Annotated in this window: 23 protein-coding genes and 1 pseudogene; 9 read left to right on the top strand and 15 right to left on the bottom strand. The window is 59.4% G+C overall.

The annotated features are described in order from the left end of the window. Window positions 1-198: 198 nt before the first annotated feature. The 11 genes and pseudogenes from KBP52_RS22065 to KBP52_RS22115 all read right to left on the bottom strand — a co-directional run. Window positions 199-1,740: pseudogene (locus KBP52_RS22065) on the bottom strand (DUF2875 family protein); the annotation flags it as partial. A 133-nt stretch (window positions 1,741-1,873) separates the two neighbouring features. Further along, on the bottom strand, window positions 1,874-2,611 hold the full coding sequence (locus tag KBP52_RS22070; protein ID WP_212620962.1) for a hypothetical protein: 738 nt from the start codon (window positions 2,609-2,611) through the stop codon (window positions 1,874-1,876). Between the two features lie 459 nt (window positions 2,612-3,070). Then, window positions 3,071-3,817: a helix-turn-helix transcriptional regulator gene (locus KBP52_RS22075; protein WP_077574688.1), complete on the bottom strand. Its 747-nt coding sequence runs from the start codon at window positions 3,815-3,817 to the stop codon at window positions 3,071-3,073. 223 nt (window positions 3,818-4,040) lie between these two features. Further along, window positions 4,041-4,568, bottom strand: a complete 528-nt coding sequence (ppa, locus tag KBP52_RS22080; RefSeq protein WP_003205933.1) for an inorganic diphosphatase — start codon at window positions 4,566-4,568, stop codon at window positions 4,041-4,043. 112 nt (window positions 4,569-4,680) lie between these two features. Beyond that, complete coding sequence (locus tag KBP52_RS22085; RefSeq protein ID WP_077574687.1) at window positions 4,681-5,493, bottom strand: zinc-dependent peptidase; 813 nt, start codon at window positions 5,491-5,493, stop codon at window positions 4,681-4,683. A 4-nt stretch (window positions 5,494-5,497) separates the two neighbouring features. Continuing rightward, window positions 5,498-6,148 (bottom strand): DedA family protein, encoded by a 651-nt coding sequence (locus tag KBP52_RS22090; RefSeq protein ID WP_007910892.1) that lies wholly within the window; start codon window positions 6,146-6,148, stop codon window positions 5,498-5,500. 229 nt (window positions 6,149-6,377) lie between these two features. Continuing rightward, on the bottom strand, window positions 6,378-6,839 hold the full coding sequence (locus tag KBP52_RS22095; protein ID WP_007910890.1) for a GNAT family N-acetyltransferase: 462 nt from the start codon (window positions 6,837-6,839) through the stop codon (window positions 6,378-6,380). Window positions 6,840-6,954: 115 nt separating this feature from the next. Next, a complete protein-coding gene (gene eutC, locus KBP52_RS22100) occupies window positions 6,955-7,779 on the bottom strand; it encodes an ethanolamine ammonia-lyase subunit EutC (protein ID WP_212620963.1) in 825 nt (274 codons plus the stop codon). A 5-nt stretch (window positions 7,780-7,784) separates the two neighbouring features. Beyond that, window positions 7,785-9,179 carry an ethanolamine ammonia-lyase subunit EutB gene (locus KBP52_RS22105; protein WP_137216637.1) on the bottom strand — a complete coding sequence of 465 codons (1,395 nt, stop codon included), beginning with the start codon at window positions 9,177-9,179 and terminating at the stop codon, window positions 7,785-7,787. A 183-nt stretch (window positions 9,180-9,362) separates the two neighbouring features. Further along, a complete protein-coding gene (gene eat / locus KBP52_RS22110) occupies window positions 9,363-10,733 on the bottom strand; it encodes an ethanolamine permease (protein WP_116029869.1) in 1,371 nt (456 codons plus the stop codon). A gap of 308 nt (window positions 10,734-11,041) precedes the next feature. Beyond that, window positions 11,042-12,562, bottom strand: coding sequence for an aldehyde dehydrogenase family protein (locus KBP52_RS22115; RefSeq protein WP_034153748.1), 1,521 nt, complete (start codon window positions 12,560-12,562; stop codon window positions 11,042-11,044). A 301-nt stretch (window positions 12,563-12,863) separates the two neighbouring features. Between KBP52_RS22115 and KBP52_RS22120 the strand changes: the two genes are divergently transcribed. The 4 genes from KBP52_RS22120 (at window position 12,864) to KBP52_RS22135 (ending at window position 17,599) form a co-directional block, all read left to right on the top strand. Beyond that, window positions 12,864-14,777: a sigma-54-dependent Fis family transcriptional regulator gene (locus tag KBP52_RS22120; protein ID WP_212620964.1), complete on the top strand. Its 1,914-nt coding sequence runs from the start codon at window positions 12,864-12,866 to the stop codon at window positions 14,775-14,777. A 551-nt stretch (window positions 14,778-15,328) separates the two neighbouring features. After that, complete coding sequence (gene mpl / locus KBP52_RS22125; RefSeq protein ID WP_007909560.1) at window positions 15,329-16,678, top strand: UDP-N-acetylmuramate:L-alanyl-gamma-D-glutamyl-meso-diaminopimelate ligase; 1,350 nt, start codon at window positions 15,329-15,331, stop codon at window positions 16,676-16,678. Then, on the top strand, window positions 16,675-17,322 hold the full coding sequence (gene ubiX, locus KBP52_RS22130) for a flavin prenyltransferase UbiX (protein ID WP_007909567.1): 648 nt from the start codon (window positions 16,675-16,677) through the stop codon (window positions 17,320-17,322). The genes mpl and ubiX overlap by 4 nt, the downstream gene beginning before the upstream one ends. Then, window positions 17,315-17,599 carry a YceK/YidQ family lipoprotein gene (locus KBP52_RS22135; RefSeq protein ID WP_150706818.1) on the top strand — a complete coding sequence of 95 codons (285 nt, stop codon included), beginning with the start codon at window positions 17,315-17,317 and terminating at the stop codon, window positions 17,597-17,599. The genes ubiX and KBP52_RS22135 overlap by 8 nt, the downstream gene beginning before the upstream one ends. 107 nt (window positions 17,600-17,706) lie before the next feature. Here the strand turns inward: KBP52_RS22135 and KBP52_RS22140 are convergent, their stop codons facing one another. The 3 genes from KBP52_RS22140 to KBP52_RS22150 form a co-directional block, all read right to left on the bottom strand. Continuing rightward, on the bottom strand, window positions 17,707-18,348 hold the full coding sequence (locus KBP52_RS22140; protein ID WP_034153753.1) for an oxidoreductase: 642 nt from the start codon (window positions 18,346-18,348) through the stop codon (window positions 17,707-17,709). A 27-nt stretch (window positions 18,349-18,375) separates the two neighbouring features. After that, window positions 18,376-20,103, bottom strand: coding sequence for a C13 family peptidase (locus tag KBP52_RS22145; RefSeq protein WP_077574681.1), 1,728 nt, complete (start codon window positions 20,101-20,103; stop codon window positions 18,376-18,378). 112 nt (window positions 20,104-20,215) lie between these two features. After that, entirely contained in the window at window positions 20,216-20,671 is a 456-nt protein-coding gene (locus tag KBP52_RS22150) for a MaoC family dehydratase (protein ID WP_212620965.1), read from the bottom strand. Window positions 20,672-20,852: 181 nt separating this feature from the next. On the opposite strand from KBP52_RS22150, the gene KBP52_RS22155 reads away from it, so the two are divergent. From KBP52_RS22155 to KBP52_RS22175, 5 genes are all read left to right on the top strand, one after another. Continuing rightward, complete coding sequence (locus KBP52_RS22155; protein ID WP_102899886.1) at window positions 20,853-21,215, top strand: CidA/LrgA family protein; 363 nt, start codon at window positions 20,853-20,855, stop codon at window positions 21,213-21,215. After that, window positions 21,215-21,931 (top strand): LrgB family protein, encoded by a 717-nt coding sequence (locus KBP52_RS22160; protein ID WP_077574679.1) that lies wholly within the window; start codon window positions 21,215-21,217, stop codon window positions 21,929-21,931. The genes KBP52_RS22155 and KBP52_RS22160 overlap by 1 nt, the downstream gene beginning before the upstream one ends. 10 nt (window positions 21,932-21,941) lie before the next feature. Continuing rightward, the gene (locus tag KBP52_RS22165) at window positions 21,942-22,532 is read left to right on the top strand and encodes an LON peptidase substrate-binding domain-containing protein (protein ID WP_212620966.1); all 591 of its coding nucleotides are present in this window, start codon (window positions 21,942-21,944) and stop codon (window positions 22,530-22,532) included. A gap of 114 nt (window positions 22,533-22,646) precedes the next feature. Further along, the gene (locus KBP52_RS22170; RefSeq protein WP_116029864.1) at window positions 22,647-22,862 is read left to right on the top strand and encodes a hypothetical protein; all 216 of its coding nucleotides are present in this window, start codon (window positions 22,647-22,649) and stop codon (window positions 22,860-22,862) included. Window positions 22,863-22,934: 72 nt separating this feature from the next. Further along, a complete protein-coding gene (locus tag KBP52_RS22175) occupies window positions 22,935-23,495 on the top strand; it encodes a hypothetical protein (protein WP_077574676.1) in 561 nt (186 codons plus the stop codon). A 58-nt stretch (window positions 23,496-23,553) separates the two neighbouring features. On the opposite strand, the gene KBP52_RS22180 is transcribed toward KBP52_RS22175, so the two are convergent. Beyond that, window positions 23,554-25,530, bottom strand: coding sequence for a hypothetical protein (locus KBP52_RS22180; RefSeq protein WP_212620967.1), 1,977 nt, complete (start codon window positions 25,528-25,530; stop codon window positions 23,554-23,556). Window positions 25,531-25,537 lie beyond the last annotated feature (7 nt).

A 25,537-nucleotide genomic window follows, 5' to 3' on the forward strand; every position in this document is an offset into this window, starting at 1 on the left:
AATACCGGAATCCGGCCGGGGTCGGGGATGCGGGTAAAAACAGAGGGGTGGTTACAAGGCGGGATTTAGCACCGAGCGATTGCAATTGGCAAGTGTCGGTTGCCCTGTGACTCACTGGAACCGCCTAAAGGCTCACGCCGTATCTGCGGTTCACGGGGTTGCATAGGGACTGGTGGTGGATGGCTTCAAGGTGACGCTGAAGTGCTCATTACCCACCGGTTTCTTCCCGGGTGTTGGGGAGGTTACGGCGATGATCGTCGCCTGATCCTGACGCCGCATCGGCATGACCACGCTGGTGTCGGCATTCAAGTAGCTGGCCATCGTCGCGAGCGTGAGCCCGACAAAAGGCGAGGCCGAGCCCGTGTCACCCAAGCGCTGAGTCAGGTCGTAACCCGCGCGAGAATCGAGCAGGTTCAGCGAACTGTGTGCCGCGTTGAGCGCCGGCAACAGTTGCGCCATTGCCGTGGCGTTCGAGCCACTGTCAAAGAACAGCCTGGTCGGCTTTTGCACGAGCCCGGCCGTGGCCTCTTGCCAGCCAGCGGCCAGTTTCAGTGTCATGGCCTCACGCTTCAGCGGTTCACCGTTATCCGGCCGCCGCAGCGACACGCTGACCGGTCGATGCAGCCTGGCCAGTACCGGCAGCGCATCCCATTGCTCGAACGCACGCTGGGTCCAGGGTTGAGGAATGAACGGCGAGGGCTGGAATGCCACGGCGGGTTTGCGCATTCCCCAACCGTTGAACTCCGGGTCGATTCTGTTCTCGTTGATCCTGGCAAACTGAGCGTAGTAACGCAGCCATTCGACGCGCTCGGGGCGCCCGACGACCATGGCGACCATCGAGTCGGTGAGTTCACCGGGCTTACGCGGCCCGGGTCCACCAATCAGCGGCGCTTTTTTTGCCGAGAGGGCAAACGACATGCTGAAGCCTTCCACGTTGTAGATCAGCACGGCGGGGAGGTCGGGGTTTTGCTCGAACAACCGGAACAACTCTTCCAACAGACCTTCCGGGGTGTCGTTGCAGACAATGCCGTCTTGCAGATTGCGCACGCGATGCCAGTGCAGGCCCGCTTCCGTGCGGTAAGCGTTGACCATGCCTGAGAGCATTTTTCGGGTTCTTTCTGGAGAGAAGCGCAGGTTCGGCGTAGCGGGGTTCCAGCCTCGGAGCACGGTGATGGTGGGGATGGGCCATTTTTCCACGAAGTCGCGCAAACCCAGTTCCAGCGCATCAGCTTTGCGCTTGTCGTAGGCCATGTCCTTGACGTCGCTATCCACCGGATATTTTCCTGGATCGGTCGGCAGGATGCTGCCAGCGTGCAGGGAGTCGGTGTGTTTTGCATTTTGTTCCTGCAAGGCTTTCCAGACCTGACCCTGCCGGAATACGTCGAGACTTATACCGACGGCGAGCACATCGAGAGTGTCCAGACGGGGCGAGGTGGCTGGCGCGCGGTAACGGGCATCCACGGGCATGGCTTTCGCTTCGTTGGCCGAGGTATAGGGTGTGACGGCGGAGGGTGGACTGGCAAAGCAACGGGTGAGCGTCAGCGGCTGTTCAGCCGCTTGAGCCAGAGAGGTGATCAGGAAAAAAACGATGAGAAGCAGGCAAGCAGGATTGAGAGACGTGCGGTTTTTACTCTTGCGACGCAAGCAGGCCGTACCGTCATCGTCGGCGCGCAGGTTGTCACTGGTCGGGAGGCGCGAAGGGACGAAACAGATTTTCTTTGCCTGAGCCGCGTGATTCATCGTGTATTTCTTCCTTGAAAGTTACCCCGTTTGTCGCGAGGAATGGGGTCGATCGGCTGACCCTTCACGTTGATCCCCGACCATGATGACCTTTGTACGGCGCCAAGGTCATGACAGATTTGCACGCGGCCACTTATTGACGTTGCGCCTCAAAGACGTAGGGGTTGCCCGGGTCCGGGAAGTGCAACAGGTACTGCGCAACCGGCGTTTTACCATCGGACAGCCGATAATCCATTTTCAGACCGAGAGGGTTGTTTTCCAGCTCCGGACCCAGATAGGCGTTGTCCGGATAACTGAACTGGTTCTGTGGCGCCCTGCGAATGCCTGCACAGGACGCAAACAGCGGCGGCAGCGCGTAGAGGTGCTGCTCGTGCACCAACAACACATGAGTGTAGCGAACACCGCGGCCACTGCTCACATACTGCATCTCGACGCACGTCGAGGTGCCTTGTCGCCAAACCGTGGCCGATGCCAGATTTTCCGGGGCGACGGGATCATTTGTGCGCCATGCCGGTGGCGCGAAGTTGCTGGCGTCGCGCAGTAGCAAACGCTGTTTGCCGATCATCAGGGCCGCGCCATCGAAGACAATCTCGGGTATGCCTTTGGGCGGGCTGATAGCCAAGTCTTCGGGGGCGCTCCACTGCGTCTGGTCATAACGTTCAAACGCCGGACGCATGGCATTGACCCAAAGGCAATGCCTCGGTGATTCCGAGCAGGGCATGGTCAGTTCAATTCCGGGACCCGTAAACAGGTTGCTGCCCAGCGACTCGTAAAAAGCACGGTAATCGGTGAACTGTACCGGGGCTGCCTTCGCCAGAAAGGACAGACTCGCGCCAATAAACAGGCTCAGATAACGGGTAAGTGTGCTCATTGATACCTCCTGGCGCCGGATGCCTAATGATTCATCCGAAATGACGCTATGGAAGTCATTTTGCCGATGGCGGCTGTGGACTGATACCTGTGCGAATAACGTGGGGCGGGTTTATTTCAGGCATTAAAAAGCCGGCTTGTGGCCGGCTTCTCGGGGACTGGCTTGGCCTATTTTTGGTAAGCCTTGCCAGCCTTCAAAACGTACATCCGGATCTGCGTCCGGCTGTGGGACTTGGTCAGACGTTGGTCTGCCGCGTCGGGCGCTGTCTGAGCCGCGGGGCGGGTCGATGCGCAAATGTGGGGCGCAGGATACTGAGTTTTGCTTGGGATTCCCAGTCTGAAGTGCGGTTTAGAGCGACTTCTACGCTAGAAATCCGCGATTTGTACCGAATGTCCGGGCCTCTTCGCGAGCAGGCTCGCTCCCACAGGGTTCAGTGCAGACTCGAAAAACTGCATCAAGTCATAGAAACGGCACCACCGGCCGCCGCTTGCTCACCGTCGACCACCAGAACACCCAGCCCAATATATGAATCCGCTGTTCTTCAATCTGCGCCGGGCGGAACACTTCGTCCGGGTATTCGGCGCTGTTGTGGCTGCGCAGGCGCAGGCCGTTGCCGGGCATGCGGTGCAAGTATTTGATGCGCAGCATGCCGTCGTGTTCGATGGCGTAGATTTCGCCGTCCACCACTTGGGTCAGGCCGCGGTCGATGGCAACGACGGAGCCGTCTTCGATGCGTTCGGCCATGCTGTTGCCGATCATGTGTGCGCAGATGGCGTCGGCGGGGCGGATCTCCAGTTGATCAACCTGTGCACGCAGCAGGCGGATGGACAGGTCCGGGTCCTGGATAACGTGGGTTTTGTCGGAGCCGTTGGTCTGTGGTGTTTCTTTGAAGAAGGCCAGCTCGATGTCATTGGGATGGATGAATCGGTAGGCGCCCTGTGGATCGTGGGCGTCAAAGCTGTCGCCGTTGCTGGCCGGCGGAGTCAGGCTTGGCAGCTCTTTTGTGCCTTGGCCGGTTTTCAGCCATTCGCTGTTGACGGACAGCAGGCGTGAGACTTCTTCCATGCGATACGCCGGGACGCCCCGGGTGTACCAGTTGTGGACATTTTGGGCTTCCGTGCCCCAGAACTTTGCGAAACCCGTCGTCGAGATGTTCGCAGCTTCCAGGAGTGCCTTGAATCTTGGACCGCTAGTGTTCTTTCTCATAAACACGGAGTCTACGGCCGTGCCAGAGCGGTTTGAATAAACCGGACGTTCAAAAACGGGCTGAATTTTGCGACGGGATGTAAGACGTTCTTGTGGGAAATTACACAGGCTAAAACTTTTCTGTAGTCCTCGATAAACACTCTGTTTAAGACAGCTTTTCCCGAGCACAAAAAACCCCGGATCAACCGGGGTTTTCTTCAAGCCTCACGCATAGCGCAGGTGCTTAGCCTTTGTAGGCGGCAACCGACTTGGTGATCGCTTCGCGGGCGGCGTCTGCACCGGCCCAGCCTTCGATCTTGACCCATTTGCCTTTTTCGAGATCTTTGTAGTTCGCGAAGAAGTGCTCGATCTGCTGGATCAGCAGTGGCGGCAGGTCGGTGTATTCCTTCACATCGACGTACAGCTGGGACAGCTTGTCGTGTGGCACTGCGATGACTTTGGCATCGCCGCCGCCGTCGTCGGTCATGTTCAGGATGCCGACTGGGCGGGCGCGGATCACCGAGCCTGGCGCAACCGGGTAAGGGGTCACAACCAGCACGTCGAGGGGATCACCGTCGTCAGCCAGGGTGTTCGGGATGTAACCGTAGTTGGCCGGGTAGAACATTGGGGTGGCCATGAAACGGTCAACGAACAGGCAATCGCTGTCTTTGTCGATTTCGTATTTGATCGGCGCGTGGTTGGCCGGGATCTCGATCGCGACGTAGATGTCGTTCGGCAGGTCTTTGCCAGCCGGAATCTTGCTGTAGCTCATTGGGCGTTGCCCCCGTAGTTGACCAAAAACACTTGGCCGGATTGACCAAAAAGTGGCGGCGATTATAGGCATATTCTGCCGTCGACGCCATGTACCGAAAGTCGTGCAGAGCTTAGTCGTGCGCCTGATAGACCGGGTCTGTGGCCTGAAGTTGCCGCAACCGGCTCAACGGGTCCTGGCGGTAGAAAAGCTGCAACTGCGCATAGACCTGTGGATAGGCCTCATGCAGCAGATCCGGGGCGCTGAAGAAATACTCGCTGGTGACCGCAAAGAACTCCGCCGGGTTCTCGGCGGCGTAGGGATCGATGGCGGTTTCGGCGTCCGGGTCATGGTCGAGCTGGCGGTTGAGATCGTCGTAAGCCTTTTGCATAACGATTGCCCAGTCGCTGACGCGCATGTCGGCATGCAGCGGTGGCAGGCCATTGGCGTCGCCGTTGAGCATGTCGAGTTTGTGCGCCAGTTCGTGGATCACCAGGTTGTAGCCTTCCCAGCCACCACTGGCCATGACGCCGGGCCAGGCGAGGATGATCGGCCCCTGCTGCCACGCTTCGCCGCTGTGTTCGCCGTCCCACTCATGCTCGACACCGCTGGCGTCACGATGACGTTGCGGGCTGAGAAAGTCGTCGGGGTAGAGCACGATTTCGTGGAAACCCTGATACCAGTTCAGATCGCCCAGATTGAGCAGGGGCAATTGCGCCTGGGCGGCGAGCAGCAGGCGTTGTTCCTGATGCAGTTCGACGCCGGGCAGGGCGCTCAGGTGTTTGTCTTCAAGGAACAGCACGCAGGCTTCGCGCAGCCACTGGTCTTCGGCAGCGCTGATGCCGTCAAGAAAACTCAGGTGATGACGCACCCGTTGCCACATCTCGTCGGCAATCGGGTGCTTCGCCAGAATGCGCCGGCGACGCCAGGCGCTCAGCGACCACATCGGCTTAGTGCGATTGGGCTTTGGTGCCGCCGAAACGGCTGCGAACCACGCCAAGGATCATCGGCACCAGCGACAACAGAATGATCGCCACCACCAGCAACGACAGGTTTTTCTTGATGAACGGTACGTTGCCGAAGAAGTAGCCCAATGTCACCAGGCCGCCGACCCAGAGGATGGTGCCCAGCACGCTGAAACCAAAGAAACGCGGATACGGCATCTTCGCCACACCGGCGACGAACGGTGCAAAGGTGCGGATGATCGGCAGGAAGCGCGCCAGTGTTACGGTCTTGCCGCCATGTTTGTCATAGAAATCGTGGGTTTTTTGCAGGTAGTCGCGACGGAATATTTTCGAGTTCGGGTTGCTGAACAGTTTTTCGCCAGCCGTTCGTCCGATCACATAGTTGGTGCTGTCGCCAAGGATCGCCGCGAGCATCAGCAAGCCGCCCAACAGCACCGGGTCCATGCCACCACCAGCCGCCACGGCGCCGGCAATGAACAGCAACGAATCACCCGGCAGGAAGGGCATTACCACCAGACCGGTTTCACAGAAGATCACCAGAAACAGAATGGCGTAGATCCATGGCCCATAGTTGTTCACCAGCAAATCGAGATAGACGTCGAGATGCAGGATAAGGTCGAGCGGGTTGAAATCCATGGGGGCACCTGTTTGACGGCCCGACTCGGCAGGCCTGTGCGGATGACTTCGTGTAAGCCTACAGCGGGGTGTAGTTTTTCTTACAAGCCGGAAAGATCGGGATTATACGGTCTGAAGAATGAAAAGCGCGTTGGTTTTGTAGCGGGGGATGTCGGGGTGTGAACAATTGTCAGGAAGCATTCGGGGTGCCTGAGGGAGCGGGCTCCCTCATCACACGTTGCATTTGCAGTCAGAGTTCTTCGCTGATCGGCAGCACGTAGTTCTTGAACTCGGTGTCTTCCTTGAACCCGATGGACTCATAGGTTTTCTGCGCCACTTCGTTGTTGCTGCTGGTGGAAACGCGCATGCGCACAGCCTGGGTTTCCTTGGCCATTTTCTTCGCGGTACGGATCAGGTTGTCGGCGACCAGTTGGCGGCGCGCATCTTCAGCGACATAGATGTCGTTGAGGATCCACACACGCTTGAGCGACAACGAGGAGAAGCTCGGGTAGAGCTGGCAGAAGCCCATCAGTTTCTTGTCATCATCATCGGCCAGCGCCAGATAGATCACCGATTCCTTGCGGCGCAGGCGTTTTTCGAGGAAGGCGCGGGAGGAATCCGGGTAAGGCAGGGAACCATAGAACTCGCGATATTTGACGAACAACGGAGTCAACAAATCCAGATGTTCGAGGGTCGCTTGAATAATCCGCATGATAGGTCTCGTCTTCAAGTGGCTGTCTTCAACTGCTCTGACGGCGATGGGAAACCCGTGCGGCCGTGCATCGATCCTGCCTGAAACCGGCGCAGAAACGCAATGCGGAAACGGTTCAGGTTGTGGGCGGATCGAGTAGGAAATTGCCTTTCATATCTACACCAGCGTCCGATTCCAGCGTTTGAACCTGTGCTTCGTCCTTCAGGTTGACCCCCGACAACTGCCGCCGACAGGCTTCGCGCATCAGATAGAGCAAGCGATGCGCCGCCATGCCGTAGCTCAAGCCTTCGAGCCGCACATTGGAGATGCAATTGCGATAGGCATCGGTCAGGCCGATCTTTGGATTGTAGGTGAAATATAAACCGAGACTGTCCGGTGAACTGAGTCCCGGACGTTCGCCAATCAGCATCACCAGCATTTTCGCGCCGAGCAATTGGCCGATTTCATCACCGACCGCGACGCGGCCCTGTACCACCAGGACAACGGGCGCCATCGACCAGCCGTCGGCGTTCATCTGTTCTTCCAAGCGCGTGAGAAACGGCAAGGTATGCCGATGCACCGCCAGTGCCGACAGGCCGTCAGCCACGACAATTGCCAGATCGACACCGCCGGGATGCGCTGCAGCGTAATCACGCAAGGCCTGCGCCGATTCATCGCTGAGCTTGCGACCCAGATCCGGACGTTGCAGATAGCTGTTTCGATCTACGGCGGCACTGTGCAGCAGCAGGCTTTCGCGCCCGCGCTCACCGAGTTGCGCGCTGAGCCCGGCGTGATCGAACGGCAAGTGCACGGCATCCCGCGCTTGCGCGTGGGCAAACTGGAAGTCCAGCTGCGCGTTGGTCGGCAGGCTGGTGCCGGTGCGGCCGAGGGCGATCCGCGCAGGGGTCAGGCGACGCAGTTGCAGCCAAGGGTTCTGCGGGTCGATGGGTGGTTTTTCCATGTGACTCATCCCAGTTGCGCCAACGCTTGGCGGAAGGCCGGCGGCAGGTTGTTACCGAAGCGAACCTTGCCATCCGCTTGGGTGAAGATGCCCATGTTGGCCAGCCATTGCTCGAACTCAGGCGCCGGTTTCAGGCCCAGGGTCTGCCGCGCGTAGAGCGCGTCATGGAACGAGGTGGTCTGGTAATTGAGCATGATGTCGTCGGAGCCGGGGATGCCCATGATGAAGTTGATCCCGGCGACCCCGAGCAGCGTCAGCAAGGTGTCCATGTCGTCCTGATCGGCTTCGGCGTGGTTGGTGTAGCAGATGTCACAGCCCATCGGCACGCCGAGCAGCTTGCCGCAGAAGTGATCTTCGAGGCCGGCGCGGATGATCTGTTTGCCGTTGTACAGGTACTCCGGGCCGATAAATCCTACGACGGTGTTGACCAGAAACGGCTTGAAATGTCGCGCTACGGCGTAGGCCCGGGTTTCGCAGGTCTGTTGGTCGACGCCGTGATGGGCGTTGGCTGACAGTGCACTGCCTTGACCGGTTTCGAAATACATCAGGTTCTGCCCGAGGGTGCCGCGATTCAGGCTCAGACCGGCGTCATAGCCTTCCTGCAACACGTTCAGGTTGATGCCGAAACTGGCGTTGGCCGCTTCGGTGCCGGCAATTGACTGGAACACTAGGTCCAGCGGCACGCCACGGTTGATTGCCTCGATGGAGGTGGTGACGTGGGTCAGCACGCAGGCCTGAGTCGGGATGTCGTAGCGCTGGATGATCGCGTCGAGCATTTCCAGCATCGCGCAGATCGAGGCGATGCTGTCGGTGGCCGGGTTGATGCCGATCATCGCATCGCCATTACCGTAGAGCAGGCCGTCGAGAATGCTCGCGGCGATGCCGGACGGTTCGTCGGTCGGGTGGTTCGGTTGCAGACGCGTGGACAGGCGCCCACGCAGGCCGAGGGTGCCGCGAAATTTCGTCACCACGCGGATCTTCTGCGCGACCAATACCAAATCCTGCACGCGCATGATTTTCGACACGGCGGCGACCATTTCCGGCGTCAGGCCGGGGGCGAGATTGCGCAGGCTGGTTTCATCGGCGGCGTCGCTGAGCAGCCAGTCGCGGAAACCGCCGACGGTGAGGTGGCTGACCACGGCGAAGGCTTGTTTGTCGTGGGTGTCGATGATCAGCCGGGTGACTTCATCGGCCTCATAGGGAATCAGCGCTTCTTGCAGGAAGTGCGTGAGCGGAATGTCGGCCAGCGCCATTTGCGCGGCCACGCGTTCGCCGTCGTTTAGGGCGGCGACGCCTGCGAGAAAGTCCCCGGAACGCGCCGGGCTGGCTTTGGCCATGACGTCCTTGAGGCTGTCGAAGCGATAGGTCTGGGCGCCGACGGAATGGGCGAATGCGGCCATGGGGCGGTGTCCTCCAATAATTGCTGCAATCTGCTTTATGTAGGAGTGAGCCTGCTCGCGATGCAGGCAACTCGGTACAACAGTCATACCGCGTCGATGCGATCGCGAGCAGGCTCACTCCTACAGGTGTTGTATGCACTTCAATAATGCGGGCACCAGGTATTTGGCCCGGTGCCGGTGCAGCTAGATACCTTCGAGCATAGCGTCTGCCGGCGCTTCGGCGCGTTGCTTGGCGGTCAGCTGGAAATACAGGTAACCGGCGGCCATGAAACCAAGGAACACACAGCCGATCAGCGTGTTGAACCACGCCATCGCCACCAGACACACCAGCGCCAGAAACAGCGCAATCGCCGGCACCACCGGATAGCCCGGCGCACGGAAGGTGCGCTCCAGGTTCGGCTCGGTCTTACGCAGTCTGAACAGGCTGAGCATGCTGATGATGTACATCACGATCGCGCCGAACACCGACATGGTGATCATCGCCGCCGTCAGGGTCATGCCTTGCAGATTGACCAGGCCGTCGCTGTAAATCGCCGCAATACCGATCACGCCACCAGCCAGAATCGCCCGGTGCGGGGTCTGGAAACGCGACAGCTTGGCCAGTCCTTTAGGCAAGTAACCGGCCCGGGCGAGGGCGAAGAACTGACGCGAGTAGCCGAGAATGATCCCGTGGAAGCTCGCCACCAGACCGAACAGACCGATCCACACCAGCATGTGCATCCACGTCGAGTTATTGCCAACCACGGCTTTCATTGCTTGCGGCAGCGGATCGTTGATGTTCGACAGCTGACGCCAGTCGCCGACGCCGCCGGCCATGACCATTACGCCAATAGCGAGGAACACCAGGGTCAGAATGCCGCTGACGTAGGCCTTGGGAATCGTGCGTTTCGGGTCTTTCGCCTCTTCGGCGGCCATGGCGGCACCCTCGATGGCGAGAAAGAACCAGATCGCAAACGGTATCGCCGCGAAGATCCCCGGAATCGAACCGAGGGTGAATTCGTTGGCGCCCGACCAGCCGTTGAGCACGAAATTGCTGAAGCTGAAGCCCGGGGCAACCACGCCCATGAATACCAGCAACTCGGCAACGGCGAGCACGGTGACCACCAATTCGAAAGTCGCGGCGATGCTGACACCAAGGATGTTCAGGGTCATGAACACGAAATAGGCACCGACGGCGGCGATCTTCGGATCAAGCTCCGGGTATTGCACATTCAGATAGGCGCCGATGGCCATGGCAATCGCTGGTGGCGCAAAGACGAACTCGATCAGCGTGGCTATGCCGGCGATCAATCCGCCTTTCTCACCGAAGGCCCGACGGCTGTAGGCAAACGGCCCGCCGGCGTGTGGGATGGCGGTGGTCAATTCGGTGAAGCTGAAGATGAAGCAGGTGTACATCGTCGCGACCATTAAGGCCGTGACCAGAAAGCCGAGCGTGCCGGCGGTGCCCCAGCCGTAACTCCAGCCGAAGTATTCGCCGGAAATCACCAGGCCGACGGCAATGCCCCACAGGTGCAGGGTGCCGAGTGTGGGTTTGAGCTGTGTGGTGGAAGTCATAAGTCCTCTCTGGTTTTTATTGTTCGATCTGTTGGACTTTCGGGTGGCGCGGTTGAGGTGGATGGATGCTGTTCACGCAGCGGCAGTTTTCACGCAAAACCTGAATGACGGGTACGCAAGGGCCGTGCCAGAGCGGCCAGGCCATTGATGGTGTGTCAGACAGGACGCCTTCGCGAGCAGGCTCGCTCCCACAGTGGATTTGTGGCGAGCCTGGGTATGTGGTGCGGCACAACTCCCTTGTGGGAGCGAGCTTGCTCGCGAAAGCGGTTGAGCGGGCGACACAGAAATATCTGAGTCGCCCGAAGGTTTTAGAAGAAGCCCAACGGATTGATGTCGTAGCTCACCAGCAGGTTTTTCGTCTGCTGATAGTGATCGAGCATCATCTTGTGGGTTTCACGGCCCACGCCAGACTTCTTGTACCCGCCAAACGCGGCATGCGCCGGGTACAGGTGGTAGCAGTTGGTCCACACACGTCCAGCCTTGATCGCGCGGCCCATGCGGTAGGCGCGGTTGATGTCGCGGGTCCACAGGCCGGCGCCGAGGCCGAACTCGGTGTCGTTGGCAATGGCCAGTGCTTCGGCTTCGTCCTTGAAGGTGGTGATGCTCACCACCGGGCCAAAGATTTCTTCCTGGAACACGCGCATCTTGTTGGTGCCCTTGAGCAGGGTCGGCTGGATGTAATAACCGGTCGACAGATTGCCCTCGAGTTTTTCCACCTTGCCACCGGTCAGCAGCTCGGCGCCTTCGCCCTTGGCAATTTCCAGATACGAAAGAATCTTGTCGAATTGCTGCTCGGACGCCTGCGCGCCGACCATGGTGTCGGTGTCCAGCGGATCACCACGTTTGATTTGCAGGACTTTCTTCATGACGACGGCCATGAACTCGTCGTAGATCGATTCCTGCACCAGCGCACGGGATGGGCAGGTGCAGACTTCGCCCTGGTTGAAGAACGCCAGCACCAGACCTTCAGCGGCTTTTTCAATGAAGGTCGGCTCGGCCTGCATGATGTCTTCGAAGAAGATGTTCGGCGATTTGCCACCCAGTTCCACGGTCGACGGAATGATGTTTTCGGCGGCGCATTTCATGATGTGCGAGCCGACCGGGGTCGAGCCGGTGAAGGCGATCTTGGCGATGCGCTTGCTGGTCGCGAGCGCTTCGCCGGCTTCTTTGCCGTAGCCCTGAACAATGTTCAGCACGCCGGGCGGCAGCAAATCACCGATCAGTTCCAGCAACACGGTAATGCCCAGCGGGGTCTGCTCGGCAGGCTTGAGCACTACGCAGTTGCCGGCGGCGAGTGCCGGGGCGAGTTTCCACGCGGCCATCAGGATCGGAAAGTTCCACGGGATGATCTGGCCGACCACGCCCAGCGGTTCATGGATGTGATAGGCCACGGTGTTGCCGTCGATTTCGGCAGCGCTGCCTTCCTGGGCGCGCAGACAGCCAGCGAAGTAGCGGAAATGGTCGGCGGCCAGCGGGATGTCGGCGTTGAGGGTTTCGCGGATGGCTTTGCCGTTGTCCCAGGTTTCGGTGATCGCCAGCAGTTCAAGGTTGGCTTCGATGCGGTCGGCGATTTTCAGCAGGATCAGCGAGCGCGCCTGCACGGAGGTCGCGCCCCACGCGTCGGCAGCGGCGTGGGCGGCGTCCAGTGCCTTGTCGATGTCTTCGGCAGTGGAGCGGGGGAATTCGGCAATCGGCTGGCCATTCACTGGCGAGGTATTGGTGAAGTACTGACCTTTGACAGGCGCGACGAACTCGCCGCCGATGTAGTTACCGTACTTGGCTTTGAACGAGACTTTGGCGCCTTCAGTACCGGGGTGAGCGTAACGCATGATGATGTTCTCCTTGGCTTTGTACTTATTAGAGAAACGCGCAAGTGCGCTTGCTATAAGCGTAGAGCAAAGGTCGGGCCACTGCCGTGCAGGGTAGGTAAATCAAGGGCTTGGCAGGTTTTTGTCGGACGAGTGGATTTTGCCTGTGACGGTTTCGGTACAGATGGGGTGACAGTTTGTACCGCTTTCGGTACAGCCCGTGACCGGACAGTCTTGCCAGCATTGCAATGCGTCGGTGGCTGGGGGATGCTGGGCGTCACCTCAGCATTGGGCCGTCGAGCCTCGGGGAGAACAATAAGAAATGCACGACAACCATTTGAGTCGCCATGCCCAACAGGTTCTCACTGCTACCCAGGGCAAACCGCACCTGCACGGGCCCGGTGCCGATCCGTCGATTGCCCGTTCGTGGCTGCGCTGTCTTGAGGACTATCACCTCGACCCGGCGCTGAGCATGGCGCCGACTGTGCTCGAACACGGCCGGGTACTGGAAAGCCGCGAACGTCTGCAGCAGGTTCTACAGATCGCCGGCAATGAAATGAGCAGCCTGCATCAACAACTCTCCGGCGCCGGCCACGCGGTGCTGCTGACCGATGCGCGCGGGGTGATCCTCAACTGCGTCACCGCGCCCGCCGAACGCAAGATCTTCGAGCGCGCCGGCCTCTGGCTCGGTGCGGACTGGAGCGAAGCCTGCGAAGGCACCAATGGCATCGGCACCTGCCTGGTCGAACGTCAGGCGCTGACCATTCATCAAGATGAACACTTTCGCGGTCGCCACACCGGCCTGACCTGTTCGGCGAGCCCGGTGTTCGACCCGCATGGCGAACTGCTGGCGGTGCTCGACGTCTCTTCGGCGCGCCATGACGTCTCGCGGCAAAGCCAGTTCCACACCATGGCGCTGGTCAATCTGTCGGCGAAGATGATCGAGAGTTGCTATTTCCTGCGTTGTTTCGATAACCAATGGTTGCTGCGCTTTCATCTGCAGGCCGAGTCCGTTGGGCTGTTTAGTGAAGGTTTGCTGGCGTTTGATGGGGAAGGGCGGATCAGCGCGGTCAACCAGAGTGCACTGAATCTGCTCGGGCATATTCGTGGCGGCTTGCTGGGTAAACCGGTGGAGGCGTTTTTCGATTGTTCGCTGGATGAATTGCTTGACCGCGCCAGTGCCCATGCCAGCGCCAGTTGGCCGCTGCGCACCCGTGACGGGCGACATCTGTTTGCGGTGTTGCGCGGGGAATCGCGCAAAGCTGTACCGAGGGTATCGACGCCGGTGGTCGCTGAGGCGCCGCGCCTGTCGGGCATCTGCCTCGGTGACGAGGCGTTGCAGGCAGACTTCCGCAAAGCCTTACGCGTTTTCGAACGTGATGTGCCGTTGTTGATCAATGGTGAAACCGGCTCCGGCAAGGAGGCCTTCGCCAAGGCTGTGCATCAGGCCAGCCAGCGTTCGAACAAAGCCTTCGTTGCGCTCAACTGCGCGGCGATTCCGGAAAGTCTGATCGAGAGCGAACTGTTCGGCTATCGCGGCGGCAGTTTCACCGGCGCACGCAAGGACGGCATGCGCGGCAAGTTGCAGCAGGCTGATGGCGGCACGCTGTTTCTCGATGAAATTGGCGATATGCCGCTGGCCTTGCAGACTCGTCTGTTACGCGTGCTGGAGGATCGTCAGGTGGTGCCGATCGGCGGCGAGCCGGAGTCGGTCAACGTGCGGATCATCAGCGCCACCCACCGTAATCTGCTGGAGCGGGTCGCGGACGGCAGCTTCCGTGAGGATTTGTATTACCGGCTCAATGGGCTGGAAGTGGGGTTGCCGGCATTACGCGCGCGCAGTGATAAATCGCAGTTGCTGGATTTTCTGCTGGCCGAAGAGGCGGGCGGTGAAACGATAGTGATCGACGAGCCGGCGCGTGAGGCGTTGCTGGCGTTCAATTGGCCGGGCAATGTGCGGCAGTTGCGCAATGTCCTGCGCACGTTGGCGGCGTTGTGTGATGAGGGGCGGATCGGGGTGGAGGATTTGCCGGTGATGATTCGGCAGGGATGTCCAGTTCTTCCGCCAGCCGAGTCTGGCGAACACCCACTGGCAGACGCAGAACGGATTGCACTGCTTAAAACTTTGGAGCAGACGCGGTGGCATATGACGCAAACGGCTGAGCAGCTTGGGGTCAGCCGCAATACCCTTTATAGAAAGCTGCGTAAGCATGGGATTGAGCGGCGAGTCAGTTAGAAGGCCCTCACCCTAGCCCTCTCCCAGAGGGAGAGGGGACTGACCGATTCGCTCTACTGATCTACGCCGACCTGAGTTATAGAGCTGAACTCAGGATTTGAAAGCGACCGAGATCGGCTCCCTCTCCCGGAGGGCTGACCGCGGTGTTCTGCCAATTTACGCCGACCTGAAATATTGAGCTGAACTCAGGATTTGAAAGCGACCGAGATCGGCTCCCTCTCCCGGAGGGCTGACCGCGGTGTTCTGCCAATTTACGCCGACCTGAAATATTGAGCCGAACTCAGGATTTGAAAACGACGCAGATCGGCTCCCTCTCCCGGAGGACTGACCGCGGTGTTCTGCCAATTTACGCCGACCTGAAATATCGAGCCGAACTCAGGATTTGGAAACGACGCAGATCGGCTCCCTCTCCCTCGGGAGAGGGCTGGGGTGAGGGGCCGCAGTCTACAGGCGAGTCCAAATGCCAAGCCCAACCAGTCCCGCCCCTCACCTAAAGAGTGCGATTTCCCCCTCCCTACGCTAACCTGCGGCCATGTTTTACGAGGTCGACTATGCACATTCATATTCTGGGTATCTGCGGGACTTTCATGGGCTCGATGGCGGTGTTGGCCAAAGAGCTGGGCCATCACGTGACCGGCTCCGACGCCAACGTCTATCCACCGATGAGCACACAGCTTGAAGCCCAAGGCATTCAGCTGACGCAGGGCTATGACCCGGCGCAGCTCGATCCGGCGCCGGATCTGGTGGTGATCGGCAACGCCATGTCCCGCGGCAATCCGGCAGTGGAATATGTGCTGAACAAAGGCCTGCCGTACGTCTCCGGCCCGCAGTGGCTGGCTGATCACGTGCTGCAAGGTCGCTGGGTGCTGGCGGTTGCCGGTACGCACGGCAAAACCACCACCAGCAGCATGCTCGCCTGGGTCCTGGAGCACGCTGGCATGAGCCCGGGTTTCCTGATCGGTGGTGTGCCGCAGAACTTCTCGGTATCGGCGCGTTTGGGCGGTACACCGTTCTTCGTGATCGAGGCCGACGAATACGACAGCGCCTTCTTCGACAAACGCTCGAAATTCGTTCACTACCGTCCGCGCACCGCGATTCTCAATAACCTTGAGTTCGATCATGCCGACATCTTCCCGGATCTGCCGGCGATCGAGCGGCAATTCCACCACTTGGTGCGGACTATTCCGAGTGAAGGCCTGGTCATTCACCCGACCACCGAGCCGGCCTTGCAGCGTGTGATCGAGATGGGCTGCTGGACCCCGGTGCAAACCACCGGTGCCGGCGGTCAGTGGCAAGTCAAATTGCTCAGCGAAGACGGTTCGGCCTTCGAAGTGATGTTCGAAGGTGTGTCGCAAGGCACCGTCGAGTGGGAGCTGACCGGTCAGCACAACGTTGCCAACGCCTTGGCTGCCTTGGCGGCTGCGCGTCATGTGGGCGTGGTGCCGTCGATGGGCATCGCTGGCCTGAGCGCGTTCAAGAACGTCAAACGCCGCATGGAGAAGGTCGCTGAAGTACGCGGCATTACCATCTATGACGACTTCGCCCACCACCCGACTGCCATTGCCACCACCCTCGACGGCCTGCGCAAACGCATCGGCGACGCACCGCTGATCGCGATCATCGAGCCGCGCTCCAACTCGATGAAACTCGGCGCCCACCGTGACGGTTTGCCGGACAGTGTGGTCGATGCCGATCAGGTGATCTGGTACGCCCCGGCCAACCTCGGCTGGGACCTCGCCGGCACCGCCGCGTTGTGCACCGTGCCGTCGATTGTCAGCGACTCGCTGGAAGGCATCATCGAACGCGTGAAGAGCCAGGCGCAGCCAGGCACGCACGTGGTGATCATGAGCAACGGCGGCTTCGGCGGCCTGCACGGCAAACTCGCCGAGGCGCTGCAATGAACACTCGTTTTGAGAGCAATGGCCCCGAACGCATCACGCTGGCGATGACCGGCGCGTCCGGCGCCCAATACGGTTTGCGCCTGCTCGATTGTCTGGTGCGGGAAGATCGCGAAGTGCACTTCCTGATCTCCAAGGCTGCGCAACTGGTCATGGCGACCGAGACCGATGTCACGCTACCGCCCAAACCGCAGATGATGCAGGCCTTCCTGACCGAATACACTGGAGCTGCCGCCGGGCAGATCCGCGTCTACGGCAAGGAAGACTGGATGTCGCCGGTAGCTTCGGGGTCGGGCGCTCCGGCGGCAATGGTCGTGGTGCCGTGCTCAACGGGCACGCTGTCGGCAATTGCCACGGGCGCGTGCAACAACCTGATCGAACGCGCGGCTGATGTGACATTGAAAGAGCGTCGCCAGTTGATTCTGGTTCCGCGCGAGGCGCCGTATTCGAGTATTCATCTGGAGCACATGCTCAAGCTGTCGAACATGGGCGTGACCATTCTGCCGGCCTCGCCGGGTTTCTATCATCAGCCGCAGACCATCGATGACCTGATCGATTTCGTCGTGGCGCGAATTCTCAATCTGCTCGGCATTCCCCAGGACATGCTGCCGCGTTGGGGTGAGCATCATCTGAGCAGCGATGAATAAGCTGCTGGCAATTGGGCTGGTGTTGTTGCTGACCGGGTGTGCGACGGCGCGCACGCTGGATGCGGCCAAGCCGGGTGCGCCGGTGGTGTATTCCGGAACGCGGCTGGATTTGTATGCTTTGAATGGCGGGTGTTGCGCGATGGATCGTTTCGGGGCTGAGGCGCCGAGCTATCCGGGGGTGGATCTGCCGGCGAGTGCCTTGCTCGATACGCTGTTGTTGCCGTTGTCATTGCTGACGGTGATAGGTGTGGGTTTTCAGGCGACTGGCGGATTGTAGGGGAGCGCTGCGCACTCCATTCGCGAGCAGGCTCGCTCCCACAGAGGAACGCGGTGCCAATGTGGGAGCGAGCCTGCTCGCGAAAGCTTTCTTCCAAGCGCTATAGATTATTTGCCTAACTTGCGCAGCTCATCCGATTCGATCACCCGCACACCATCCTGCTCTTCCAGCGCCAACCGCCACATCGCCCGCGCCAATTGGCAGGCCTCGATGCCACGGTATTTACCCGGAATCAGTTTCGACAACGGCCCGGCCAGCTGTTCGGCCAAGCGTGGCTCCGTGCGTTCGCCCAACAACAGCGAAGGCCGGCAAATGGTCAGTTGCGGCCAGTCCTGCGCACGCAATGCCTGCTCCATTTCGCCTTTGACCCGATTGTAGAAGACCGACGATTTCGGATCGGCGCCAATCGCGCTGATCACAATCAGGTGCCGCGCGCCCATCTCCCGCGCGCGTTTGGCGAACGCCACGACCATGTCCAGATCCACCGCGCGAAACGCCGCTTCTGAACCTGCCTGCTTGATCGTGGTGCCGAGGCAGCAGTAGGCGATATCGACACGACCACTGAGCTGCGGCAGAAACGCCTGCGGATCACCCACCGGGTTTTCCAGGTGTGGATGTTCCGCCAAGGGTCGACGCGAAGGGGCGAGCACGCGAGAAATCGTTGGCTCGTTGAGCAAACGGTCGAGTAGATGTTCACCGGTCAAACCGGTGGCTCCGGCAAGCAATACGTGCTGAGGCGTCAAGTACATAGTGTCTCTCCCTTGATACTGTTCAGCTTAGTTGCTCTTTATCGCTCCGTCGTTCAATGCAGCACTTTGCAAAGCTTTTCTTGCTTGCTGTTTGCGCAGCAGTTGCCAGTGCGACAGCACGGTTTTCGGTGCCCAGATCTGCGGCTCCGAGGCTTCGAAATTGTCCGCCAGTTCACGCTCGGCGACGGTGGCCTTGGCCAGTTTGAAGGCTTGCTCCAGATCATCGGTCTGGTTCAACGCTTGGGCGAACAGTGCGTCGCCGAAATAGGTGAAGTTGGCTTCTTCCGAGCAGCCGAAGGACACCCGATCCGCACGCGAGGCGGTCATGATCAGCGTGCGCTCGTCTTTCAACGCTGGGATAAAGCCGCCGGAGTAGCACGAGGAAATCACGATGATCTTGTCGCGGTTTTTCAGCGGCGCCAGCACGGCGGCGAGTTCGTCGGCGGGCAGGTCGGCCAGTTCCATGCGCGGTTGGTCGAGCACCAGTTCATGCTCGGCGGTGCCGTGGCTGGTCAGATAGATGAACAGCAAGTCTTCCGGGCCGCTGCGTTCGGCGAGGGTTTGCGCGGCGCGGCGCAGGTTTTCGCGCGTGGCCATCGGCCGGTCGCCGAGGTGGTCGCGGTGGTTGACCAGACGGATCTGGCCATAGGCACCAAAGCGCGTGTTGAGCATGTTGGCAACGTAGTCGGACTCGCGCAGGAACACGCTTTGCTTGCCGTCGCCACCGAGAGTCAGGGTGTACAGCTCGACCGCCGGGGTCGACGCCGGGATGGCGGCCAATGCGTCTTCGAGCAGACGACCCTGAGCGAGCAAACCGAGTTCGAGGGTGTCGGGCAGTAACTTGCCGTCGGCGTCGCGCACGCGCTGGCCGTTGATCCAGGTGCCGCTCATGACGCTGCCATCGGTCAGCACCAGGGTGCCGCGTCCGGCGTAGCTGTCATTGTCGAAGCCGCCGATGTAGAAGCTGCCATCAGGCAGGTTCAAACGGCCCTGACCGCTGAAGCGCCAGTCGCTGAACGCGCCGACGTAGTGGCTGCCGTCGGCGCCGATCAGTTCGCCCTTGCCGGTCAGTGCGCCTTCCTTGAACTGGCCGAGCCAGACGTCGCCGTCGGCGTTTTCGTAGCGGCCCTTGCCATGCAACTGGTTGTTCTTGAAACCGCCGACGTAGATATCGCCGTCAGCGCTGTTGAACGTACCGTTGCCTTCCAGCTGACCGTTGACGAAATGCCCGGTGAATGAATTACCGCTGGCGTCGCCGCGCTGGCCTTCGCCGTTCGGTTTGCCGTGGGCGAACTGGCCTTGATAGGAGCTGCCGTCGTCCATCTCCAGACGACCGAGCCCGGAATATTGATCAGCCTTGAATTCGCCACGGTAGGTCATGGCGTTTTCTTTCAGGGTGCCTTCGCCTTCGCGGCGGCCCTGCTTGAAGCCGCCGGTGTAGCTGCTGGCGTTGGTGGTCAGGCTGCCCTGACCGTCGAACAGGCCTTGCTGGAACTGGCCGCGATAGATCTCGCCATTGCTGCCATGCCATTCGCCCTGACCATGCCACTGGCCCTTGTCGAACTGCCCGGCATACCAACTGCCGTTGGGGTAGTCGACGCGGCCCTGACCTTGCAGCAAGCCATCGACCAGTTCACCGCGATAGCGTCCGCCATCGGGCAGGCGCGCATCTGGCGGCAACAGCGATTCGCCGTCGCCGCACGCGGTGAGCATCAGGGTCAAGGCAAGGGGTGCAAGACGTGCAAGTGAGCGCATAGCGGGATCCGGGCAATTAGGCGACCGAGTATGCCGCAGCTATGTGAACTAATGCAGCCGGTAAAACCAGTGTTGACGCGAAACAGCGTGCGCTGCTTCGCATCCAGAACCATCAGACGAAGCAGAGCGACAGCGGTTCGGCGATATAGGCCGGTTTGTCCGAGCCTTCTATCTCCAGTGTCGCGGTGGCTTTGAGCAGCCACTGGCCCGGTTTTTTCTCGGTCACTTCGCCCAGATCGACCTTGATCCGGACCTTGGAATTGACCTTCACTGGCTGGATGAAACGCACGCTGTCCAGCCCGTAGTTGACGACCATCTTCACGCCTTCGGGCAGCACGAGGATGTCTTCCATCAATTTCGGGATAAGCGACAACGACAGGAAACCGTGGGCAATGGTGCTGCCGAAAGGCGTTTGCGCGGCTTTGACCGGGTCGACGTGAATGAACTGATAATCACCGGTGGCTTCGGCGAACAGGTTGATGCGTTCCTGATCGATGGTGAGCCATTCGGAACGTCCGAGTTCCTTGCCGACATAATCTTTGAGCTCTGCAACTGGAACATAGGGCATTGAGACTCTCCTTGGGTTCATCGGTTTTATAGTTTTTAAGGTGGGGGGATTTGACCTCCCTGCGAACCACTGTAGATCATCATGGCGATTTGCTCCGGTCAACCGACCATGCTTTTGGCGAATGCCGATCCATAGCGCAGGCGTGCTTATAATGCGGGCGACTTGTGGGGGGAGATGTCTGATGTTGCTACGTGGCCTGACCATGCTGGTGCTGTTTCAATTGCTCGGTACGGCGCTCAATCATTTGCTGTTGCCGGTACTGCCGGGGCCGATCATCGGCCTGCTGCTGTTGCTGGTCTTTCTGATCATTCGCGGTGAAGTCGGCGAGCCGCTGAATCTCGCGGCCGGCAGCCTGCTGCGTTATCTGCCGCTGCTGCTGGTGCCGCCGGCCGTGGGCGTGATGGTTTATGCGAGCGACATTGCTGCCGATTTCTGGGCGATTGTCGGCGCACTGGTGCTGTCGCTGATCCTGTCGATGGCCTTTGCCGGCGTGCTGATGCAGCGCCTGGTCAAGCGTCACGCGCCTGCGTCGGAGGAGTCCTGATGCTCTTCGACTGGCAAGGTGCCTGGGCTTCGGTGATTCATCATCCGTTGTTCGGCATCGGCATCACCCTCGGTGCCTATCAACTGGTGCTGGCGGCGTTCGAGAAAACCCGCTGGATCTTTCTGCAACCGGTGCTGGTCTCCATGCTGTTGGTGATCGGCGTGCTGGTTGGCTGCGGCCTGACTTACGCCGAGTACCGCAAGAGCACCGAGATCCTGAGCATTCTGCTCGGCCCGGCCACCGTGGCACTGGCGGTGCCGCTGTACCTCAACCTGCGACGTATTCGGCAATTGTTCTGGCCGATTTTTACTACGCTGGTGATAGGCGGAGTGGTGGCAACGGGCATGGGTGTGTTGCTGGGCTGGTGGTTCGGTGCCGAGCACATGATTCTGATGACCATGGCGCCGAAGTCGGTGACCTCGCCGATTGCCATGCTGGTGGCCGAACAGATTGGTGGCGTTGCGGCGCTGGCGGCGGTGTTCGTGCTGATCACCGGGGTGATCGGCGCGATCTTCGGCCCGGCGCTGCTCACCCGCCTCGGCGTGCACAGTCCCGAAGCGCGAGGCATGGCGCTGGGCATGACCGCCCATGCGGTCGGCACGGCGGTGGCCATGCAGGAAAACGATGAGTGCGGTGCCTTCGCGGCGCTGGCGATGAGTCTGATGGGCGTGGCCACGGCGGTGTTCCTGCCGTTGGCGGTGTCGATGGTGGTGTAAGGAAATGTCTATGAGTCTGCCGCTTTTCCCGTTGAACACAGTGCTGTTTCCCGGCTGCAACCTCGACTTGCAGATCTTCGAAGCGCGCTACCTCGACATGATCGGCCGCTGCATGAAACAGGGCGGCGGTTTCGGCGTGGTGTGCATCCTTGACGGCCACGAAGTCGGCGTCGCGCCAGAAGGGTTTGCGCTGGTCGGCTGCGAAGCACGCATCACCGATTTCCAGCAGCAGGATAACGGCTTGCTGGGGATACGAGTGCAGGGTGGGCGCCGGTTCACGGTGTTGCGTACCGAGGTGCAGCGCGATCAGTTGATCCTCGCCGATGTCGAGTGGCTGGATGACGAGCCCGAGCAACCGCTACAGGACGAAGACGCTGATCTGGTGGCGCTGCTCAAGGCCTTGGCCGAGCACCCGATGGTGGAAGCGCTGAACATGGGCACCGAGGCGCTTGGTCAGCAATCGCTGGCCAATCAGTTGGCCTATCTGCTGCCATTCGCCGAAGAAGACAAGATCGACCTGCTGCAACTCGACGATCCACAACAGCGGCTGGATACGATTCAGGCATTGCTCGATGAGCTGCAAGGCGAGTTGTTTGCCTAGTTGTACTTTGAATTAACTGGCCGGCGTTGCCAGCATTGTCTTGCTGTTGTCTTTGTCTTAATTTCAAGTTGCCCGCAGGACGCGGGCAATTTGAATAACAACAAGGATGAACACATGACTGTCTATGAAGATGAACGGGCGTTTTGGGATGACATTGCCGGCAAGTATATTTTGAAACATGCCGAAACTGACCATAACGTCGATAACGTCATCGCAGCCGCCTCAACGTATGCCGACCGCATGGTGATAGCCCGGCGTAAACGAAAATCTGAAAAAGTCCCTGTCGGTGATGTTCCGCGGATGTCGATAAGCGCCGCAATCGCCGTTTGATTATTTCCCTTTTTCAGCATTGCCTGCCGTTGCAGCTTAGCGGTGGCAGGGTGTTTACAGGTGGGCAACTCCATGTCTTTGGCAAACATAAACAACACAGCGTTCACGGCGCATCTTTATCTTGATGGCCGGCCAGTGGTACTCAATCAACAACGTCTGCAACAGGCCCTGCGCGACCTGCGCATAACCCAAGGCGAAAAACTGCATGCCGAAGTCGGGCTGGCAGATCTGCGTATCTCCAGCTTCATTACGCTGGCTGACCATGAGGACGATCCTCCGCTGCTGTTGAAGTTCGTGGCGCAGGGTGACCTTTATGCGATCAGCCTTGTAAATCCGGGAGCGTTCGAAGGTGCGCGGTTATTCATTGAGGACAAGACACATAACTTGCTGGCCAGTACCCGTGCCCCGGCACAGTACTTTTCAATCAGTACCCATGGTGCGTCGAAGGCCTCGCTCAGCAATATCGAACCCGGTCCGGCCTATATTGAGTTGACCGCCGAGCCGAATGACAGGCCCCTGTATCGTCACATGAGCAGTGGCATGAGCACATTTCTGGACGTTGATCCCAACGGTACGGGACACAATGCCTTCAATAACAAACCGGCGACATTCGTGATCAAGTTGTTCAGGTAAAGCCACGACTGTTTAATAAAAGGCACCATTCATTATTGAGATGAATGGCGCCTTTTTTTCAGGCTCGGTAATGTTCGGCCACAGGCCAGATCACGTCGTTGGAGTATGTGTTTTTGCCCTTGGGCAATAGCAGGACAACACCGCCGGAGCCGGCTACTTGATTGATCAATCCGTCATAAGCAGTGCTGCCATGCCAGTAGACATCGTTCCCGTCGGTACCCGCCCACGTGGCTTTCTCTATCGCCTCGGCGTCGTCACCGGCCTGCCGCAAAATATCCTCGACTCTGGCGGCCTTGCTCAGATCCGAACTCACCAGCCAGATCCTTTCTGCACTGATGCCTCGCGTTGGCATTGATATCCGGCCTTCCAGTCTATCGCCGTCAAAATCCCTGTCGTTCAGATAAATGTTTTCCACTCGCGGGACTACTTCAATGCCGCGGGTGTCGATGACATACAGGAAGCCAAGTGTCTGGTTGCGCCGCAGCAATGGATAGTCGCGGGAGTCATCCATTTCAAACGATGTATCAGACTCCGCTGCCGAACTGTGTCGATTTCCGCTCGACGAATCACTGTCAGAAAAATGCCCCGGATAACGGTTGGCCTGGCTGTTGTAATGCCGAGGGTTGGAGTAGTAATCAAAGCCCATGTAAGTCAATCCATCGCCCGCAACGAATGTCGCGCTAAAAGCCGATTGGGTCGTGGAGTCGGAAGGGTTACCCCTTAACTTGATCAACCGCTTGTCCCGTGCCAGCTCAAAAGGCGTGCGCAAGTCGGCGCGAAACATGGCCGGGATGTCCGTTCGGTACAGGTAGTCATGCTTGTTGCGTTTATAGCCTGCATGTTCCAGGTAGCTTTTCAGGAAGCTTTCTTCATATCGCTGTTCGACGGGAGGTAAGTCATCAATATGGTTTTCGCCTTCTTCTCTGAGTCTGAGACTGAAAGGGCCCAGCTCTTGCGCAATCAGGTCAAACCGCTTGTCGTCCAACGTGTTTTGAGTGAGTTGTTGGTGCTGTTCTGCCCATTCGGGAAAGCCGTTTTCCATGTCCGGTCGCAAGCGTTTTTGCTGAGCTTTGCTCAAGTTGTAGCTGCGCAAGAGTTCAGCGCACTCACTTCGGGTTTTCTGCGGGTGGGACCACTTCATGGAGTCCAAGAGGAATTTCTGGTGATCGTCATTATCTGCGCGTGTTGCCCATTCCGGCGCTCTGCCACTGGCTTGGGCTTCGGCACGAAACGCCACAACTTCTGCACCATGGATGCTGTATACGTCCCATATTTCGCCATCGGTCCAGTGCGCAAGTTTTGCCGGTACGGAGCCATCTCCGCGAGATTCACTCGGGTCAACTTTAACCAGCCTGCCATGTTCACCAAGCAGGGCGAAGCCGACATTTGTGCGTGTGACCACCCGTCCCTGATACGGTAGGTCGGCCCATTCGTTGACCGTGTAATAGCCTTGGGCATCTGGCAAAGGACGAGAGTAAGAGTTACCCCTGTCATTTAGGGTGTAGCGCTCAGGAAGGTAGTACTCGACGGACTTGTGCAAACTCCAGAGATTGCTGCCGGCCACTCGATAAAGCGGCGGGCCGGAGGGAACCCGCTCACTGGGCAATTTCGCCCGGTGCGTCTTGATCAAGTCGTGAAACGCCACCATCACCGTCAGCCCGGCGGCTGATCCGTCCTCATTGGCGATGTCTGCGAACTGTCGTCCCTTGTAGCTCTTCAGCCCGTCGGCATTGTGGCCCAGTGTCTGGTCAACACTTTGCAAATAGGGCTCCAGAGGTGATGTCGTTGCAGGCTGCCGGGGCGCCTGCGTCTCGAGCATCTGGGTGATTGTGATGGCGGGCTCCGTTCTCGTGTTGCGGCCAGGAGAAGCATCGGAATCAATGCCCGGCAACGCGTTCGAGGCATCCGTTCTGACGCGGCCAGGCAAACGCGAATCGAGGTCCGCTGGCCGATCGTAGGGCGCAGGACGGGATGTCGATGTTCCCGGTGTTTCAGCTGAGGGGGATGGGCGCAGCGGCCCGGGTTTCTGGCGCATAAAAGTC

The sequence above is a fragment of the Pseudomonas sp. SCA2728.1_7 genome, from assembly GCF_018138145.1.
Taxonomy (GTDB): Bacteria; Pseudomonadota; Gammaproteobacteria; order Pseudomonadales; family Pseudomonadaceae; genus Aquipseudomonas; species Aquipseudomonas koreensis_A.